The sequence below is a fragment of the Microbacterium sp. OVT16B genome (assembly GCF_019969705.1).
Classification (GTDB): domain Bacteria; phylum Actinomycetota; class Actinomycetes; order Actinomycetales; family Microbacteriaceae; genus Microbacterium; species Microbacterium natoriense.
This window is the reverse complement of the sequence record NZ_JAHXZA010000001.1, coordinates 1,352,944-1,369,996: the sequence shown is the minus strand read 5'-3', so window position 1 is coordinate 1,369,996 and position 17,053 is coordinate 1,352,944. Positions and strand designations below refer to the sequence as shown.

General features: G+C 69.4%; 13 protein-coding genes. 9 read left to right on the top strand and 4 right to left on the bottom strand.

All coding sequences use genetic code 11. From position 1 onward, the window contains the following. The first annotated feature begins 206 nt into the window (after nucleotides 1–206). Entirely contained in the window at nucleotides 207–677 is a 471-nt protein-coding gene (locus LC438_RS06415) for a hypothetical protein (RefSeq protein ID WP_105672268.1), read from the top strand. Between the two features lie 89 nt (nucleotides 678–766). Here LC438_RS06415 and LC438_RS06410 read toward each other — a convergent pair whose 3' ends face one another. From LC438_RS06410 to LC438_RS06395, 4 genes are all read right to left on the bottom strand, one after another. After that, nucleotides 767–1,885, bottom strand: a complete 1,119-nt coding sequence (locus LC438_RS06410; protein ID WP_105672269.1) for a sugar-binding protein — start codon at nucleotides 1,883–1,885, stop codon at nucleotides 767–769. Nucleotides 1,886–1,945: 60 nt separating this feature from the next. Then, nucleotides 1,946–3,295: a multiple monosaccharide ABC transporter permease gene (gene mmsB / locus LC438_RS06405; RefSeq protein ID WP_105672270.1), complete on the bottom strand. Its 1,350-nt coding sequence runs from the start codon at nucleotides 3,293–3,295 to the stop codon at nucleotides 1,946–1,948. Next, nucleotides 3,292–4,812 (bottom strand): multiple monosaccharide ABC transporter ATP-binding protein, encoded by a 1,521-nt coding sequence (gene mmsA, locus LC438_RS06400; RefSeq protein WP_263294988.1) that lies wholly within the window; start codon nucleotides 4,810–4,812, stop codon nucleotides 3,292–3,294. The genes mmsB and mmsA overlap by 4 nt, the downstream gene beginning before the upstream one ends. A gap of 154 nt (nucleotides 4,813–4,966) precedes the next feature. Next, nucleotides 4,967–5,980 (bottom strand): LacI family DNA-binding transcriptional regulator, encoded by a 1,014-nt coding sequence (locus LC438_RS06395; protein WP_105672272.1) that lies wholly within the window; start codon nucleotides 5,978–5,980, stop codon nucleotides 4,967–4,969. A gap of 179 nt (nucleotides 5,981–6,159) precedes the next feature. On the opposite strand from LC438_RS06395, the gene LC438_RS06390 reads away from it, so the two are divergent. The 8 genes from LC438_RS06390 (at nucleotide 6,160) to LC438_RS06355 (ending at nucleotide 17,038) form a co-directional block, all read left to right on the top strand. Next, entirely contained in the window at nucleotides 6,160–7,647 is a 1,488-nt protein-coding gene (locus tag LC438_RS06390) for an amidohydrolase family protein (RefSeq protein WP_223586131.1), read from the top strand. Then, nucleotides 7,644–8,975: a serine hydrolase gene (locus LC438_RS06385; protein WP_223586130.1), complete on the top strand. Its 1,332-nt coding sequence runs from the start codon at nucleotides 7,644–7,646 to the stop codon at nucleotides 8,973–8,975. Before LC438_RS06390 ends, LC438_RS06385 begins: the two co-directional genes overlap by 4 nt. 141 nt (nucleotides 8,976–9,116) lie before the next feature. Continuing rightward, nucleotides 9,117–10,505 carry a serine hydrolase gene (locus tag LC438_RS06380; protein ID WP_105672275.1) on the top strand — a complete coding sequence of 463 codons (1,389 nt, stop codon included), beginning with the start codon at nucleotides 9,117–9,119 and terminating at the stop codon, nucleotides 10,503–10,505. Then, nucleotides 10,502–11,425: a serine hydrolase gene (locus tag LC438_RS06375; protein ID WP_223586129.1), complete on the top strand. Its 924-nt coding sequence runs from the start codon at nucleotides 10,502–10,504 to the stop codon at nucleotides 11,423–11,425. Before LC438_RS06380 ends, LC438_RS06375 begins: the two co-directional genes overlap by 4 nt. Nucleotides 11,426–11,480: 55 nt before the next feature. Then, entirely contained in the window at nucleotides 11,481–13,073 is a 1,593-nt protein-coding gene (locus LC438_RS06370; protein WP_223586128.1) for an ABC transporter substrate-binding protein, read from the top strand. 16 nt (nucleotides 13,074–13,089) lie between these two features. Further along, complete coding sequence (locus LC438_RS06365) at nucleotides 13,090–14,088, top strand: ABC transporter permease (protein ID WP_105672278.1); 999 nt, start codon at nucleotides 13,090–13,092, stop codon at nucleotides 14,086–14,088. Further along, complete coding sequence (locus tag LC438_RS06360; protein WP_223586127.1) at nucleotides 14,088–15,998, top strand: dipeptide/oligopeptide/nickel ABC transporter permease/ATP-binding protein; 1,911 nt, start codon at nucleotides 14,088–14,090, stop codon at nucleotides 15,996–15,998. The genes LC438_RS06365 and LC438_RS06360 overlap by 1 nt, the downstream gene beginning before the upstream one ends. Continuing rightward, a complete protein-coding gene (locus LC438_RS06355; RefSeq protein ID WP_223586126.1) occupies nucleotides 15,995–17,038 on the top strand; it encodes an ABC transporter ATP-binding protein in 1,044 nt (347 codons plus the stop codon). Before LC438_RS06360 ends, LC438_RS06355 begins: the two co-directional genes overlap by 4 nt. The last annotated feature ends 15 nt before the right edge of the window (nucleotides 17,039–17,053 follow it).

The window sequence follows — 17,053 nt, the reverse complement described above, 5'->3', positions numbered from 1 at the left end:
TCACAGTCAGCAGCTCAGCGACCCAAATGGGCACGACTCCATCTACGGGCCAGAGGGATGTCAGCTCTGACGATTCCGACTCCCCGTCGTCTCCCTCGTCGTCCTACGACGCCGACGGGTGCCTCATCACGACGGACGAGGATGGCCGCTGCATCCGCGCACGGATACGGGCCAACCCCGACGGGACCCCCGCGCCCTCGATCACGATGACCGACCTCGCGCAGTTCGCCCCTCCGGCCGCGGACTTCGCCGTCGAGCCCGGCAACGCCGGAATCGCCGGCATGCCGACGAACCTCCTCGGAGCCGCGTCCGTCCGCACGCAGACCGGGACGCTGTTCGGCAACCCGATCAGCGTTCGCTTCACGCCCATCGCGTACGACTACTCCTACGGCGACGGCTCCACCGCCACGGTCACCGTTCCTGGACGCACCTGGGAAGAGCTCGGCCAGGCGCCGTTCACCCCGACGCCGACCAGCCACGTCTACTCCGCACGCGGCACCTACACGGCCGCCCTCAGCATCCGCTACTCCGCCCAGGTCGACCTCGGCGGCGGCTGGTTCCCCGTGATCGGCGAACTCACGATCGACAGCCCCAGCCAGCAGATCCGCATCTTCGAGGCACACACGGCCCTCGTCGCACGCACCTGCCTCGAGAACCCCGCCGCGGTCGGCTGCTGACCCGACCATCGCCCCATACAAAAAGACGAGCCGTCCGGACCAGAAGGTCCGGACGGCTCGCGCGTCCCCAGGAATCGGAGCGCTGCTGCTTACTGGTACGACTTCACGATCTCGAGCAGGCTCGGGACGTTCGCGTACGCCTCAGCGGCGTTGGCCTTGGTGACGATGATCGGCTTCAGCAGGAACGCCGGGACGACCTTCACGCCGTTGTCGTACGACTCGGTGTCGTTGACGTCGACCTTCTCGCCCTTCTGCAGCTGCTGGACCATCTTGATGGACTGCTCGACGAGCAGCGTGGTGTCCTTGTTGATCGTGGAGTACTGGATGCCCTCCATGATCGACTTGACCGACTCGACCTCGGAGTCCTGACCCGTGACGACCGGAACCGGCTTGCCCGCGCCCTGGACGGACGTGATGATGGCGCGAGCCAGGGTGTCGTTCGGCGACAGGACGCCGTCGAGCGTCTCAGTGCCGTACGACGAGGTCAGCAGCGAGTCCATGCGGCGCTGGGCGTTCTCAGCCTTCCAGCCGTCGGTCGCCGTCTGCGCGATCTCGGTCTGACCCGAGACGACCTTCAGGTCGCCCTTCTCGATCTCCGGCTTCAGCACGCTCATCGCGCCGTCGAAGAACACCTTCGAGTTGGCGTCGTCAGGCGAACCCGAGAACAGCTCGATGTTCCACGGCGCGTCGTGACCCGAACGCTCCTTCAGACCGTCGAGCAGAGCCTGGCCCTGCAGCTCGCCGACCTTGAAATTGTCGAACGCGACGTAGTAGTCGACGGCCTTGGTGTTCTCGATCAGACGGTCGTAGGCGATGACCGTGACGCCCTTGGACTGGGCATCCTCGACCTGCGTCGCGAGCTGCTTGCCGTCCTTGGCGCCGATGATGATGACCTTGGCACCGCCGGTCACCATCGCCTGGATCTGGTTCTGCTGCTCGGCGACCGTGTTGCTGGCGGGCGCGTACTGCACGTCGGCCTTGAAACCGGCCTTCTCGAGACCGTCGGTGAACAGCTGGCCGGCGAGCACCCAGTTCTCACTGGTCTTGTCGGGAAGGGCGACGCCGATCGTGGCGTCCGCGGCGAAGCCCTTGCTGGCCTCCGTCGAGGTGCCCCCGCCGGTGTCTCCCCCGCGCTCCGAGGAGCACCCGGTGAGAGTGAAGGCTGCCGCTGCGACAAGCGCTGTCGCGGTGACGATGATCTTCTTCATGTGATCTCTTTCTGTGGTGAGGGACAGATGATGCACGCGGGCGGCGCGTGCAGCATCCGCCTACTTTCCGCTCGTCTTCTCGACGGCGGGGGCCTGATAGGTCTGAGTGGGGTCGAAGGTCGCGCTGCCCGGATCGTTCTTGCGACCGATGTTGCGCATGATGAACCCCGTCACGGAGGGGCGTCCCTGCCGCTTGTTCCACACGTCGACACCGACGGCGAACAGCAGTACGAGGCCCTTGATCATCGACACGAGGTCGGCGCCGGCGCCCATGAGGGCGAGTCCGTTGTTCAGGAACGCCATGACCAGACCACCGATGATCGATCCGATCACCGTGCCGATGCCTCCCGACACCGCGGCGCCACCGATGAACACCGAGGCGATCGCGTCGAGCTCCCAGCCGTTGCCGTCCTGAGGTCCGGATGCCGCAGCGCGGGCGACGTAGATCATTCCGGCGAGCGAGGCGAGCACGGACATGTTCATCATCACGAAGAAGTCGACCCAGCGGTCCTTGACACCCGACAGGCGGGCTGCCTGCCGGTTGCCGCCGACCGCGTAGATGTGACGGCCGAACACCGTGCTGTTCGTGACGAACGAGTACAGGATGACCAGCACGAGCAGGATGACACCCGACACCGGGAAGCTCGTGCCGGGGCGCCCGGTGGCGAACAGCCAGCCTGCGACGAGGATGACGGCGGAGAGCACGACGACCTTGACGACGCTCACCCACAGGGGCGCGGAGTCAGAGCCCATCTTCTTCTGCACGCGGCGGGTGCGGATCTCCCAGAACACGATCCATCCGGCGCCGAGGATCGCGAGGATCATGGTCGGCACGTTGAACGGGACGGGCAGAGCGACCTCGGGCAGGTAGCCGGCGCCGATCACACGGAACTCCGGAGGCACGGGGATCGTCGTGGACTGGCCGATGAACTGGTTCGCGCCGCGGAAGAGCAGCATGCCGGCCAGCGTCACGATGAACGCCGGCACCCCGACGTACGCGACCCAGAAGCCCTGCCAGGCGCCGACGACCACGCCGACCCCGATGCCGAGCACGATCGCGAGCGGCCACGGCAGGCTCCACTCGGTCATCGCCTTCGCGACGATGATGCCGGTGAAGGCCGCGACCGAGCCGACGGACAGATCGATGTGCCCCATGATGATGACCATCACCATGCCGATCGCGAGGATCAGGATGTAGGAGTACTGGTTGACGACGTTGATCAGGTTCTCGGGCGACAGGGTGAGCCCCGTCCCCTTCGCGAGCCAGGTCAGGATCTGGAAGAACACCAGGATCACGATCAGGCTGCCGAGGATGCCGAACTGGCGGAGGGTGGACTGTCCGCCGCCGAACATCTTCGTGATGTCGCCGAAGTGGAACGGGCGCTTCGTAGGAGTGAGATCGGTACTCATGCGGATGCCTTCTGGTTCGTGGAGGTCATGCTGCGCATGAGAGCCTCGGGTGTCGCCTGGTCGGCCGGGATGCAGTCGGTGACCCGACCTTCGAAAACGGTGTAGATGCGGTCGGAGATGCCGAGCAGCTCGGGGAGCTCGCTGGAGATGACGATGACGCCCTTGCCCTGCGCGGCGAGCTGGTTGATGATCGCGTAGATCTCGTACTTCGCGCCGACGTCGATGCCTCGCGTCGGCTCGTCGAGGATCAGCAGGTCGGGGTCGGTGAACATCCACTTCGCCAGCACGACCTTCTGCTGGTTGCCGCCGGACAGCTTGCCGACGCCCTCCTCGACCGACGGGGTCTTGATGCGCAGCGCCTTGCGGTAGTCCTCGGCGATCGCGAACTCGGCCCGCGAGTCGACGACCCCGCGCTTCGCGATCTTCGAGAGCTTCGCGGCGACGACCGAGCGCTTGATCGTGTCGAGCAGGTTGAGCCCGAGCACCTTGCGGTCCTCGCTCACGTATGCGAGACCGTGCTTGATGGCCGACGCCACGTCGGGCAGCTCGATCTCCTTGCCGTCCTTCACGATCGTGCCGGAGAGGAACGTGCCGTACGAGCGTCCGAAGATGCTCATCGCGAGCTCGGTGCGTCCTGCACCCATGAGGCCGGCGATGCCGACGACCTCGCCGCGGCGGACGTTGAGGCTCGAGCCCTTCACGACCATGCGCTCGGAGACCGTCGGATGCTGCACCCACCAGTCCTTGACCTCGAAGAACACCTCGCCGATCTCGGGCTCACGGTCGGGGTAGCGGCTCTCCAGCGAGCGGCCCACCATGCCGCGGATGATGCGGTCCTCGTTGATCTCCCCGCGGGAGATGTCGAGGGTCTCGACCGTGCGTCCATCGCGGATGATCGTGATCTCGTCGGCGATCTGCTCGATCTCGTTGAGCTTGTGGCTGATCATGATCGACGCGATCCCCTTGGCCTTGAGGCCGAGGATCAGGTCGAGCAGGTGCTGCGAGTCGTTCTCGTTGAGCGCGGCGGTGGGCTCGTCGAGGATGAGCAGCTTGACGTCCTTGTTGAGCGCCTTCGCGATCTCGATGAGCTGCTGCTTGCCGACGCCGAGGGTCTTGATCGGCGCGTCGGGGTCTTCGTCGAGGCCGACCCTGGCGAGCAGCTCGATCGCACGCTGCTTCTGCGCCTGCCAGTCGATGCGCCCGAAGCTGCGGATCTCATTGCCGAGGAAGATGTTCTCGGTGACGGACAGCTCCGGGATCAGCGCGAGCTCCTGGTGGATGATCACGATGCCGGCCTGCTCGCTCGCGGCGATGTCCTTGAAGCGCTGCTCCTGCCCGTAGAGCAGGATGTCGCCGTCGTAGGTGCCGTACGGGTACACACCCGAGAGGACCTTCATGAGGGTGGACTTTCCCGCGCCGTTCTCACCGCAGATCGCGTGGATCTCTCCCGCGCGGACGGTGATCGACACGTCGGACAGTGCCTTGACGCCCGGGAACTCCTTGGTGATGTCTCGCATCTCCAGGATCGGGCCTGACACGACCGGCAACGTTGCTGTGGTGCTCACGGATCTTCCTCGCGCCTTTGCGGTCATCTTCCATGTGACCGTTCACATTGGTTTATATGGTCCACTCTCCACGGGGCAGTGTCAAGCCCGTGATCGAATCGTGCCCTTATCGCGGCGCGGACGACTCCCGCGGACGCAGCATCGTCTGCAGCGCGCCGAACTCCGGCACCGCCTCACCGCGGATCTGAGCGAGCAGGATCCGCACGGCTCTCCTGCCCAGCTCGGGGAAGTCCTGATGCACCGTCGTCAGCGACGGGGCGACATGTGCCGCGACCGGAATGTCATCGAAGCCGACGACGCTCACGTCCTCCGGCACCCGCACACCCGCGACCCGGAAGCCGTGCATGAGGCCGATCGCCATCTGGTCGTTGGCCGCGAAGATCCCGGTGAAGTCCCGGCGCCGCGACAGCTCCTGACCTGCGAAGAAGCCGAAGTCCGCCGTCCAGTCGCCGCGGATCGGCGGGAACGTGGGCAGATCGGCCTCCCTCAGCGCATCGAGGTAGCCCCTCATGCGCGACTCCGCCTCGATCCAGTCCTGCGGCCCGGCCAGATGGAGGATGTCGGTGTGCCCGAGGGATATGAGGTGCTCCGTGGCCGCCCTGGCTCCCGCGACCTGGTCTGCGGAGTGGCTGACGCCGTCGGATCCGGACGCCGTCTGCAGCGTCACGAAGGGCATGTCGACGGTCATGCCGCGCAGGACATGGAACACCCGCACCTGCGGGGCGAGCACCACGATGCCGTCGACCTGCTCCCGCGACAGCTGTCGCAGCGCATTGCCGATCGCCTCCGGCGTGGTGGCCGAGAGGTTCAGCGTCGAGACCGAGTACCCCTCCTCGCGCGCGGCATCCTCGATCCCCACGATCGACGAGGTGGGACCGAACTCCCCCACCGTCGCCGACAGGATGCCGAGCATGTTGGACTTGCTCGTCACGAGCGCCCTGGCCGCGAGATTGGGCCGGTAGTCGAGCACGGAGATCGCGTCGAGGACCTTGGCCTTGGTCTCCGGACGGATGCTCGGATGATCGTTGAGAACCCGGGAGACGGTCTGGTGCGAGACCCCTGCCAACCGGGCGACGTCGCGGATGCTGGGCATCCGTGCGCGCTCTGAGGCCGTCGACATCACAGCCTCCTCGCATGTGCACGGTCACATCTATCGTCCCCATTATGTCTCTCCCCGCCCTCCGGCGCACCTCCGAGCTGCGCGGCGGGTGCGCGGCTTGTGCTCCGGTACCGGATGACCCGTCTGATTTCGTACCCCCGCACCGGACTCCTCCGCACCCGTGATGCCACGCTGGGCGCGTGAACACACTGCTGCGCGGCGGCCGGGTCATCGACCCGAAGACCGGCGCCGACCGGATCGCCGACCTCCTCATGTCCGACGGACGCATCGCCGCCGTGGGCGTCGATCTGATCGCTCCCCCCGGCACCGCGGTCGTCGACGTCCGCGGGCTGATCGTCGGCCCCGGCTTCGTCGACCTGCACAGCCACGTCCACTCCATCGCCGGACAGCGGCTGCAGGCGATGGACGGCGTGACCACCGCGCTCGACCTCGAGGCCGGCCTCATGCCGGTGGCCGAGGCGATGGCCAGGGCCGCGGCCGACGGTCGCCCGCTGAACTACGGCTTCTCGGCATCCTGGGCGCAGGCGAGGGCGTTCGCGCACCTCGACCGCGTCCCCGTCGCCGACTTCACCGCGTCGATGGACCTGCTCGGCAACGGCGAGTGGCAGCGATCGTCGAGCGCCCCCGAGCGCACGCGTTGGCTCGGCCTGCTGGAGGGCGAGCTGGCCGCCGGGGCCCTCGGCATCGGAGTCCTCATGGGCTACGCGCCCCGCTCCGATCCGGACGAGTACCTCGCGCTCTCCCGCCTGGCGGCGGCGGCGCACGCCCCCACCTTCACGCACGTCCGCGAGCTCATCGAGGCCGATCCGGCGACACCGATCGACGGGTCGGAGGAGCTCGTGCGCGCCGCCGCCGAGACCGGCGCGGCCATGCACCACTGCCATGTGAACAGCACGTCCCTGCGGCACGTCGACCGCGTGCTCGCGCTCCTCGATCGCAGCCGTGCGGCAGGGTCGCGCGTGACCGTCGAGGCGTACCCGTACGGCGCGGGAAGCACCGCGATCGGCGCGTTCTTCCTCGCCCCCGAGAAGCTGCGGGGACTCGGCATCACGCCGAGCTCGCTCGTCCTGGTCGACACCGGCGAGCGCATCGCCGACGAGACGCGCCTCCGCGAGGTGCGCGCCGCCGACCCCGGCGCCACGTGCATCGTCACCTTCCTCGACGAGGCCGATCCGCTCGACCGCGCGCATCTGCACCGAGCCCTCGCCTACCCCGACTCGATCGTCGCGAGCGACGCCATGCCCGTGTCCTGGACCAGCACCGCCGGCGCCCCGACCGCGTACGAGCAGCGGGAGTGGCCGCTGCCTCCCGGCGGTCACACGCACCCGCGCACGGCGGGCACCTTCGCGAAGTCCCTGCGCCTCATGGTCAGGGAATCCGAGACCTGGACCTGGGTCGAGGCCTTCCGACGCTGCTCCTACCTTCCGGCGCGGGTCCTCGATGAGGTCTCGTCCGCCATGCGCGGCAAGGGACATCTCGCCGTCGGCGCCGACGCCGACGTCGTCGTGATCGACCCCGTGACGATCACCGATCGCGCCACCTACGCCGATCCCACGCGGCCCTCCCAGGGCGTGCGGCAGCTGTACGTGCACGGCATCCCCGTCGTGCACGCCGGAGAGATCGTGACCGATGCCTTCCCCGGTCGCGCGATACGAGGAGACGCATGATGACCGAAGACCTGCAGTCCTTCCTGGACGCCACCGCCGCCGAACTCGGCGTGCCGGGGGCCGTCGTCGGCGTGCTCGACGGCGACGACGAGCTCATCGCCGTCACGGGCGTCGCCTCCACCGAGACGGGTGCGCCGGTCACCGCGCGCACCCTGTTCCAGATCGGCTCGACGTCGAAGACGTTCACCGGCACGGCGGCGATGCGCCTCGTCGACGACGGGCTTCTCGACCTGGACGCCCGTGTGATCGACCTCCTCCCCGACTTCCGCCTCGGCGATGCCGCGGCCCTCGACGCCCTGCGCGTCCGACACCTCCTCACCCACTCCGGCGGATTCCTCGGCGATGCCGACGAGCAGCCTGGTTGGGATGCCGACTCCCTCGCCCGCAACGTCGCGAGCTTCGCCGAGCTCCCCCAGTTCTTCGCCCCCGGCACGATCGCGTCGTACAGCAACGCCGGGATCCGCCTTCTGGGGCGCATCGTCGAGGTCGTCGCGGGCGAACCGTTCGAGCAGGCCGTGCGACGCGTCGTCCTCGATCCCCTCGGGATGGCCGACACCTTCTTCTTCCCGTGGGAGGTGATCGCCCGCCCCCACGCGCTCGGCCACGTCACGGCGGAGGACGGCACCGTCTCCCCCCTCGGCCAGTGGCCGATCACCCGCGACATCGACCCCGAGGGCGGGCTCGTCTCCTCCGTGGGCGATCAGCTGCGCTATGCGCGGTTCCAGATGCGCGGGGAGAGCGAGGGCACTCCGCCCGTGAGCGAGGCGACCAGGCTCCGGATGCAGCAGCCGCAGCTCAGCGCCGGTCCGCCGGTCGACGCGATCGGCTTCCCCTGGCTCCTCTCACACCACGGCTCCGCCCGGCTCGTGATGCACGGCGGCAACATCGCCGACACCCAGCTCAGCGAGTTCGTGATGGCCCCGGACCAGGATCTCGCGATCACCGTGCTCACCAACAGCGGCGCGGGCAAGGCCCTCGGGACCAGGGTCATCGACTGGTGCTTCGAGCACCTCCGCGGGATCGCTCCGGAGAAGACGCCGCTCGACCAGCGCACCATCGATGCGCTCGACGAGACGGTCGGGCGGTACGACGCCGGCCAGTGGCACTACGACGTCACGCGGGTGGGAGACGCGCTGGAGTTCACGATGGTGCTGCGCGAGGACATCGCCGCCCTCGGCATCCCGCCGCGTCCGCCGCTGCGACTGGGCGTCCGCGAGGACCGGGCGCTCGTGACCGACGAGGGCGTCGCCGTCGGTCGGCTGCTCGATGCCGCGGAGGGCGGCCCCGACCTGCTGCACATCGGACTCCGCGCCGTGCGACGACGGTGATCCGCGGGGCTTCGTCCGCGAGCACCAAGCTCCCGGCAAGTCTCGTCGCCGCCGACCAACGGCGTCTCCGCACACGCGAATAGTCTCGGCCCATCGCCGTCGCACCCCGATCGACGGCGCACTCGATGAAGAGGAGCGCACATGTCCGACCTGAACGAGATCGGCGTCTGGCTGCGGGACAACCTTCCCGCCCTGATCGCCGACGCGCACATCCCCGCCGCATCCGTGGGAGTCCTCGCCGGAGGCGAGATCTTCACGACGTCGGCCGGCATCCTGAACCGGAACACCGGAGTCGAAGCCGATGACGACTCGGTCTTCCAGATCGGCTCGATCACGAAGACCTGGACGGCGACGCTCATCATGCAGCTGGTCGACGACGGCCTGCTCGACCTCGACGCCCCCGTGCGCGACGTCGTGCCGGAGTTTGCCATCGCCGACGCCGCCGCCGCCTCGGCGATCACCGCCCGGCAGCTGCTCAGCCACGTGAGCGGCTTCGAGGGCGACCTGTTCAACGACACCGGGGTCGGCGACGACGCCGTCGAGAAGTACCTGGCGACCATCGCCGATGCGCCGCAGCTGTTCGCACCCGGTGAGCGCTTCTCGTACAACAACGCCGGATTCGTCGTGCTCGGCCGCATCATCGAGGTGCTGCGCGGCATGCCCTTCGACCAGGCCCTCCGCACCCACCTGATCGCCCCGCTCGGGCTCACGCACGTCGCCACCTCGGCGCCGGAGGCGATCATGTTCCGCGCCGCACTCGGCCACGTCCCCTCCGGCGACGGCGACGAGCCCGTCCCCGCCCCGGTCTGGAGCCTGGTCCGCTCGAACGCACCGGCGGGCTCCATGCTCGCCATGACGCCGCGCGACCTGCTCGGCTACGCCCGCATGCACATCGAGGGAGGGGTCGCCGCCGACGGCACCCGCGTGCTCTCCGAGCAGAGCACGCGCGCCATGCAGGAGCAGCAGGTCGAGCTGCCCGACCTCGGCGTCCTCGGCGACGCATGGGGCCTGGGCTGGGAGCTCTTCGACTGGGACGGTGCACCGGTCATCGGACACGACGGCGGCACGATCGGACAGAGCGCCTTCCTGCGCATCGTCCCGTCGGCCGGAGTGGCCGTGGCGATCCTCACCAACGGAGGACGCGCGGTCGAGGCGTACCAGACCATCACCGCGAAGGTGCTCAGCGCCCTCGCCGGGGTCACGATGCCCGCCCTCCCCGAGGTCCCCGCCTCCCCCGTCGAGGTGGACCTCGATCGCATCCTCGGCACGTACTCGTCGTCGGTCTCGGATTCGGTCGTGAGCGTCGACGACGACGGACGGATCTGGCTCGAGCGCACGATGAAGGGCATCTTCGCCGAGCTCGGCCCCGCACCCGAGCCCGTCGAGCTCGTCGGGTGGAGCGGCGACAGCCTGCTCCCGCGCGAACCGCAGCACGGCATGCACATGCCCCACGCCTTCGTCGGAGACGACGGAGAGGGTCGCGCTCTCTACCTGCACACCGGCCGCGCCGACCGTCGGATCGACGCGTGAGCGCCGCGCCCGCGGCGACGGCTTCCACCGCGGTGGAGGCCGACATCGCCCGGATCTTCGCGGATGCCGGAGCCCGAGGCTTCCTGCACGCCCGCGAGATCGGCGTCGAGGACGGTCCGGAGGTCGGCGTCGGGTCGGACGACCCCGTCGCGCTCGCCTCCGTGTTCAAGATCCTCGTGCTCACGGCCTTCGTCCGTGACGTCGCCGCGGGCGCGCTCGACCAGACCGCGCGCACCACCGTGACGGCGCGGTACCGCATCGGCGGCGTCGGGACCGCAGGGTTCGCCGACGATGTGGAGGCCAGCTGGCGCGACCTCGCCCTCCTGATGATGACGATGAGCGACAACGCCGCCACCGACGTCATCTACCACCGCCTCGGCGGCGACGCCGTCGACCGCGTGATCTCCGACCTCGGTCTCGATCGCACGGCCCTCATCGGCTGCTGCGAAGACCTGTTCGCCTCGGTGGTGGAGGACCTGGGCGGCTCGCCCGATGACGACCTCGACGAGCTGCTCCTCTCGGCCTCCGCGGAGGACCTGCTCGCACTGCGCGCCCTCGACCCCCCTCGCACGTCCCACTCGACGCCGCGGGACGTGACCACGCTTCTCACCGCCCTCTGGACGGATGCGGCGGCTCCGGCATCCGCGTGCGAGCAGGCGCGCACGATCATGGCGCAGCAGATCTGGCCGCACCGGCTCTCGTCCGGATTCCCGAACGGGGTGCAGATCGCGGCCAAGACGGGCACGCTGCCCCGCTGGCGCAACGAGGCCGGCGTCGTGGCCTACCCCGACGGACGGCAGTTCGCCGTCGCCGTGTTCACGCTCGCCGACACCCTCGCCGACCGTCAGCCACTCGTCGACGCGTCGATCGGCCGTGCGGCGCTGGCCGCGGTCGAGCACCTGCGCGGACTCGCGGACTGACCGTCGTCACCTCTGTCCCCCCACACCTCACCCGACTCACTGCTGGAGGCTTCTGATGCGTTCTCGTACCCCGCTGGTCGCGCTGTTGAGCGTGACGGCCCTCGCCCTCACCTCGTGCGCCGCCGGCGCGAACACCGGCGGCGGAGGGAGCTCCGGCACCCTCGTCGACGGCAAGACGTTCACCTCGGTCATCTCGACCGACCCCGGCAGTCTCGATCCGTTCGTCACGGTGATGTCGGTCGCCCGCTCCATCGACCGGTTCCTCTACGGGCGGCTCGTCGAGGTGCTCGAAGACGGCAGCGTCGTCTCCGGCCTCGCCGAGAAGTGGGAGTCGGACACCACCCAGGCCGTCTTCACCCTCCGCGAGGGTCTCACCTGTGAGGACGGCACCCCGCTCACGGCATCCGACGTCGCGGCGAACATCACGCACATCACCGACCCGGCCAACGGCTCACCGCTGATCGGCCTTCAGGTGCAGCCGGGCACGACCGCGACGGGCGACGACGACGCGCGCACCGTGACCGTCACCAGCGGGCGCCCCGATGCGTTCCTCGTGGAGAACATCGGCAGCATCTCCATCGTCTGCGGCTCCGTGATCGACGACCCGAAGGCTCTCGCCGCCGGCGAGGGGTCGACCGGGATGTTCACGATGGGCGAGATCGTCCCGAACAGCCAGTACACCCTCACCCGCCGCAAGGACTTCACCTGGGGCCCCGGCGACTGGGACCCCGACCAGAAGGGGCTCCCCGACGAGGTCGTGTTCCGCGTCGTGCCGAACGAGACGACATCGGTGAACCTCGTGCTCTCCGGCGAGGTGAACGCGGCGCTCGTGCTCGGCCCTGACAAGAAGAGACTGCAGGATGCGGGCCTGTTCCACACCGAGATCCCGACGCCGGGCGGACAACTCGTCTTCAACCAGAACGAGGGCCGCCCCACCGCCGACCAGGCCGTGCGCGAGGCACTGGTCGAGTCACTCGACCTCGACCAGCTCCGCAAGGTGCTCACCGGCGGCGAGGGCACGGTGCCCACCGGCCTCGTCACGGTCTCGCCGAATCCCTGCCGCGCCGATGTGGTGAGCGGCTTCCTGCCGAAGTTCGACGCGAAGGCGGCTGCCGCAGCCCTCGACGACGCGGGCTGGACGCTCGGCGCCGACGGCGTCCGCAGCAAGGACGGCGCCCCGCTGGAGCTGCGGATGATCTACCCCTCGCTGTTCGGCGACGCCGGCAACGCCGCCGCCGAGCTCATCCAGTCGACCTGGAAGGAGCTGGGCGTCTCGCTCACCGTCACCGCGGTCGACTCCCCGAAGCTCAGCGAGACCCTGTTCTCCACCGGCGACTGGGACGTCTCGGCCGCACCCCTCACCGTGGCACTGCCGAGCATGCTCGTTCCCTTCTACTCGGGCCCCACGCCGCCGAACGGCACGAACTTCGCCGGCGTCGACAACCCCGAGTACACGGCAGCGGTCACCGCCGCGGCGCAGAAGGCCGGCGCAGACGGATGCGACGACTGGGGCGCGGCCGAGCAGGCGCTGTTCTCCACGACGAGCGTCGTCCCCTACGCGAACATCGTGCGCTCGACCTTCGCGAACAAGGCGACGTTCACCGAGGGCGACGGCATCGACCCCACGTCGATCCGCATGTACGAGTAAGGACCGGAAGCAGCCGATGGCCAGCACCACCACCACTCAGGCGATCCTGATCAGATCCGCACGGTCGGACAACCCGTGGGTGTCCTTCCTGGTCCGTCGCGGAGGACAGTTCATCCTCTCGGTGTGGGTGCTGGTCACGGCTGCCTTCCTCATGATCCACCTGGTCCCCGGCGACCCGGTGCGCGCGGCGCTGGGGATGAACGCCCCCGTCGAGCTGGTCGAGGCGCGCCGCGCGGCGCTCGGCCTCGACCAGCCCCTCGCCGTGCAGTACGTCCGCTACATCGGCGGACTGTTCACGGGAGACATGGGCTCGTCGATGCTCACGAGCCAGCCGGTCTCCGAGATCATCTCCACCCGTCTGCCCGCGACCCTCCAGCTGGCGATCCTCGCCGTCCTTCTCGTCCTGCTCGTCTCGGTCCCGCTCGGCGTGACGATGGCCGTCGCCACGCGCGGCGGCCGACGACGCGGCCTCGAGCTGGGCTTCGCGACCGGCAGCGTCGTGCTCGCGGCCATCCCGGAGTTCCTGCTCGCGGTCGGGCTCGTCTACATCTTCGCCGTCTCCCTCGGCTGGTTCCCGGTCGCGGGCAACACGGCGCCGTTCGCTCTCGTGCTCCCGATCGTGGCGCTCGCGCTCGGACCGATCGCCGTGTTCTCGCGGATCATCCGCGTGGAGGTGCTCTCCGTGCTCGGTCAGGACTTCATCCGCACCGCGAGGGCCAAGCGGCTGGCCCCTCATCGCATCTACTCCCGCCACGCCCTCCCCAACGCGATGACCGCGACGCTCACGCTCACCGGTCTCCTGCTGACGGGGATGGTCGCCGGCACCGTGCTCGTGGAGAACGTGTTCGCGTGGCCGGGACTGGGCACCATGATCGTGCAGTCGATCCTGTCGAAGGACTACTCGGTCGTCCAGGGCATCGTGCTCGTCTACGGCATCGGCGTGCTGCTCGTGAACCTCGTGATCGACGTCATCCTCGCGATCCTCGATCCTCGCTCCACCATCCGGGAGGCCTGATGTCCGCGCGCACCGTCTGGGCGGGCATCGTCCGCTCGCCCCTGGGGATCACCTCCCTCGCCCTCGTGACCCTCGTCGCACTGACCGCGATCCTCGCCCCGCTCCTCTGGGGCGCGCAGGCGGAGCAGGTCGACCCCACCGCCATCACGCAGGGTCCCAGCGCCGCCCATCTCCTCGGCACAGACGCCCTGGGCCGCGACGTGCTCGCCAGGGTCATGGTCGCCACGCGGCTGTCCGTGCTCCTGGCCGTCATCGCCGTCGTCATCGGCGTGACCATCGGCGCGATCCTGGGGACGGCCCCGTCCGTGCTCCCCCGATGGGCCGGCCGCCCGATCGCCGGGTTCGTGAACATCGCCGTCGCCTTCCCCGGGCTCCTCCTCGCTCTGTTCTTCGCCGTGATCTTCGGCGTCGGGACGACCGGCTCCGTGCTCGCGATCGGCTTCGCGATGGCCCCGGGCTTCGCCCGCCTCACCCAGACGCTGTCCTCGGCGATCGCCGGTCGCGACTTCATCTCCGCGGCGCAGGTCGCGGGGGTCTCCCGATTCCGGATCCTGATCAGGCACATCCTCCCCAACATCGGAGAGCCGCTCATCGTGAACGCCACGGTCGCCGCCGGCTCTGCCCTGCTCGCCTTCGCCGGGCTGTCGTTCCTCGGACTCGGCGTGCAGGTCCCCGCCTACGACTGGGGCCGACTGCTCGGAGAGGGCCTCAACCGCATCTACCTCAACCCGGCCGCGGCACTCGGCCCCGCGGTCGCGGTCGTGATCGCCGGACTCGCCTTCAACCTCCTCGGCGAGACCGCCGCCGCCGCGCTCGGCGGACGCTCCGCCCGGCGCCGTGCGCGACTGCCCCTCGTCGCCCGCAGCGGCGCCCCCGTGCCCGCGCAGGTCGACGGCGAAGAAGTGGTGCTCCGCGTCGACGACCTGCGCGTCTCCTTCCCCTCCCCGGCCGGATGGCTCACGCCGGTGCGCGGCGTGACCTTCGACATCCGCCGCGGCGAGGCGATCGGCGTCGTCGGCGAGTCCGGCTCCGGCAAGAGCCTCACGGCGCTCGCGGCCGCGAAGCTCATCGAGACCCCGGGACATGTGTCGGCGGCCGCCCTCGACTTCTGCGGCACCTCGCTGCTCACGACACCCGACCGCGCACTCCGCGGACTCCTCGGCACGTCGCTGGCCATGGTGTTCCAGGACCCGATGACCTCGTTCAACCCGACGCGGCGGATCGGATCGCAGCTCGCGGAGGCCGCATCGGAGCATCAGGGCCTCAGCAGACGTGCGGCGATGGCCAGGGCGGTGGAGCGGCTGCAGGCCGTGCGCGTGCCCGCGGCCGAGCGGCGGGTGCGCCAGTTCCCGCACGAGTTCTCCGGCGGCATGCGCCAGCGCGCGATGATCGCGATGGGTCTGATGAACCACCCTCGTCTCATCATCGCCGACGAGCCGACCACGGCCCTCGACGTCACCGTCCAGCGCCAGGTGCTGCAACTGCTCGCCACGGTGCGGCGCGACACGGATGCCGCGATCCTGCTCATCAGCCACGACATCGCCGTCGTCGCGCAGACGTGCGACCGCGTGCTGGTCATGTACGCCGGACGCATCGTGGAGGATCTCCCCGCCGGCGTCCTGCACTCCGATGCGCAGCATCCGTACACCCGTGCCCTCCTGGATGTGATCCCGGAGCTCGACACCGACCGCGACATCCCCCTCCGGACCATCCCAGGGCGACCGCCCGCACCCGGCGCCTTCCCCGCCGGGTGCGCGTTCGCGGATCGCTGCCCGATGGCATCCGCGCTCTGCCGCGAGAGCGACCCGGAGCTGACGGTCGCCTCCGACGGCCACCGGGTCGCGTGCTGGCATCCGGTCATGAAGGACCCCGCGACTCCGCGGCTCGAACGAGAGGCGGCGACCCGATGAGCGAACTGCGCTTCGACCACGTCAGCGTGCGCTTCGGCTCGCACCGGTCGGGTCTCACGGCCGTCGACGACGTGAGCCTCGTCGTTCCGACCGGATCGGTCGTCGGCCTGGTCGGCGAGTCCGGTTCGGGCAAGTCGACCCTCGCCAGGGCGGCGATCGGACTGGCCCCGATCAGCGAGGGCGCGATCACCCTCGACGGCGCCGACGTCCGCGGGTTCCGTCGGCGCCGGCCGATCCAGATGGTGTTCCAGGATCCCTTCTCGTCTCTCGATCCGAGGATGACGATCGGCGAGTCGATCTCCGAGGCCCTCCCCCGCGAGCTTCGTCGACCCGCCGCGCGCCGCGCCGAGGTCGCGCGGCTGCTCGAGCTGGTGAGCCTCGACCCGGAGCGCGCCTCCTCGCTGCCCGCTGCACTGTCCGGAGGGCAGCGTCAGCGCATCGCCCTCGCCCGAGCTCTCGCGGCCCGCCCCGAGGTGATCATCGCCGACGAGATCACCTCTGCTCTGGACGTGTCGGTGCAGGGCTCCGTGCTCAACCTCGTGCGGGAGCTGCGGGGCGAGCTCGACCTCACGATGCTCTTCATCTCCCACAACCTCGCCGTGGTGCGCTACCTGTGCGATCGCATCGCCGTGATGTACCTCGGGCAGATCGTCGAGACCGGACCCACCGAGCAGGTGCTCGCCGATCCGCAGCATCCGTACACGAAGGACCTGCTGCAGGCCGCGCCGACCAGGACAGGCGATCTGCTCGCGATCGACCCCCTCGCCCCGATCGGCGTCGAGCCCGCCGATCCGCATGCGCCGCCGAGCGGATGCCGGTACCACCCGCGCTGCCCGATCGGGCCCGCCGCTCGCCCCGACCGTCAGCTCTGTCTGGCGTCGGCCCCCGTGCGCCCCCACGGTCTGCACGGCGCGGCCTGCCACTTCGCCGGCACGGATTCGACCCTCCCGATCGGAACTGTGCCCGAACCCCAAAGCACCTCCGCTGTTTCGGACGCGGGCACAACACGCCACGCCCTCGCAGCGGACACAGTGGACTGACCTTCCGATTGGAGC

Excerpts from the sequence above, each read along its gene's own strand:
- LC438_RS06385 (WP_223586130.1), top strand. The coding sequence starts at position 7,644 with ATGATGACCGAAGACCTGCAGTCCTTCCTGGACGCCACCGCCGCCGAA.
- mmsB (WP_105672270.1), bottom strand. The coding sequence starts at position 3,295 with ATGAGTACCGATCTCACTCCTACGAAGCGCCCGTTCCACTTCGGCGAC.
- LC438_RS06355 (WP_223586126.1), top strand. The coding sequence starts at position 15,995 with ATGAGCGAACTGCGCTTCGACCACGTCAGCGTGCGCTTCGGCTCGCAC.
- LC438_RS06415 (WP_105672268.1), top strand. The coding sequence starts at position 207 with ATGACCGACCTCGCGCAGTTCGCCCCTCCGGCCGCGGACTTCGCCGTC.
- LC438_RS06380 (WP_105672275.1), top strand. The coding sequence starts at position 9,117 with ATGTCCGACCTGAACGAGATCGGCGTCTGGCTGCGGGACAACCTTCCC.
- LC438_RS06360 (WP_223586127.1), top strand. The coding sequence starts at position 14,088 with ATGTCCGCGCGCACCGTCTGGGCGGGCATCGTCCGCTCGCCCCTGGGG.
- LC438_RS06395 (WP_105672272.1), bottom strand. The coding sequence starts at position 5,980 with ATGTCGACGGCCTCAGAGCGCGCACGGATGCCCAGCATCCGCGACGTC.
- LC438_RS06410 (WP_105672269.1), bottom strand. The coding sequence starts at position 1,885 with ATGAAGAAGATCATCGTCACCGCGACAGCGCTTGTCGCAGCGGCAGCC.
- LC438_RS06365 (WP_105672278.1), top strand. The coding sequence starts at position 13,090 with ATGGCCAGCACCACCACCACTCAGGCGATCCTGATCAGATCCGCACGG.
- mmsA (WP_263294988.1), bottom strand. The coding sequence starts at position 4,812 with ATGCGAGACATCACCAAGGAGTTCCCGGGCGTCAAGGCACTGTCCGAC.
- LC438_RS06370 (WP_223586128.1), top strand. The coding sequence starts at position 11,481 with ATGCGTTCTCGTACCCCGCTGGTCGCGCTGTTGAGCGTGACGGCCCTC.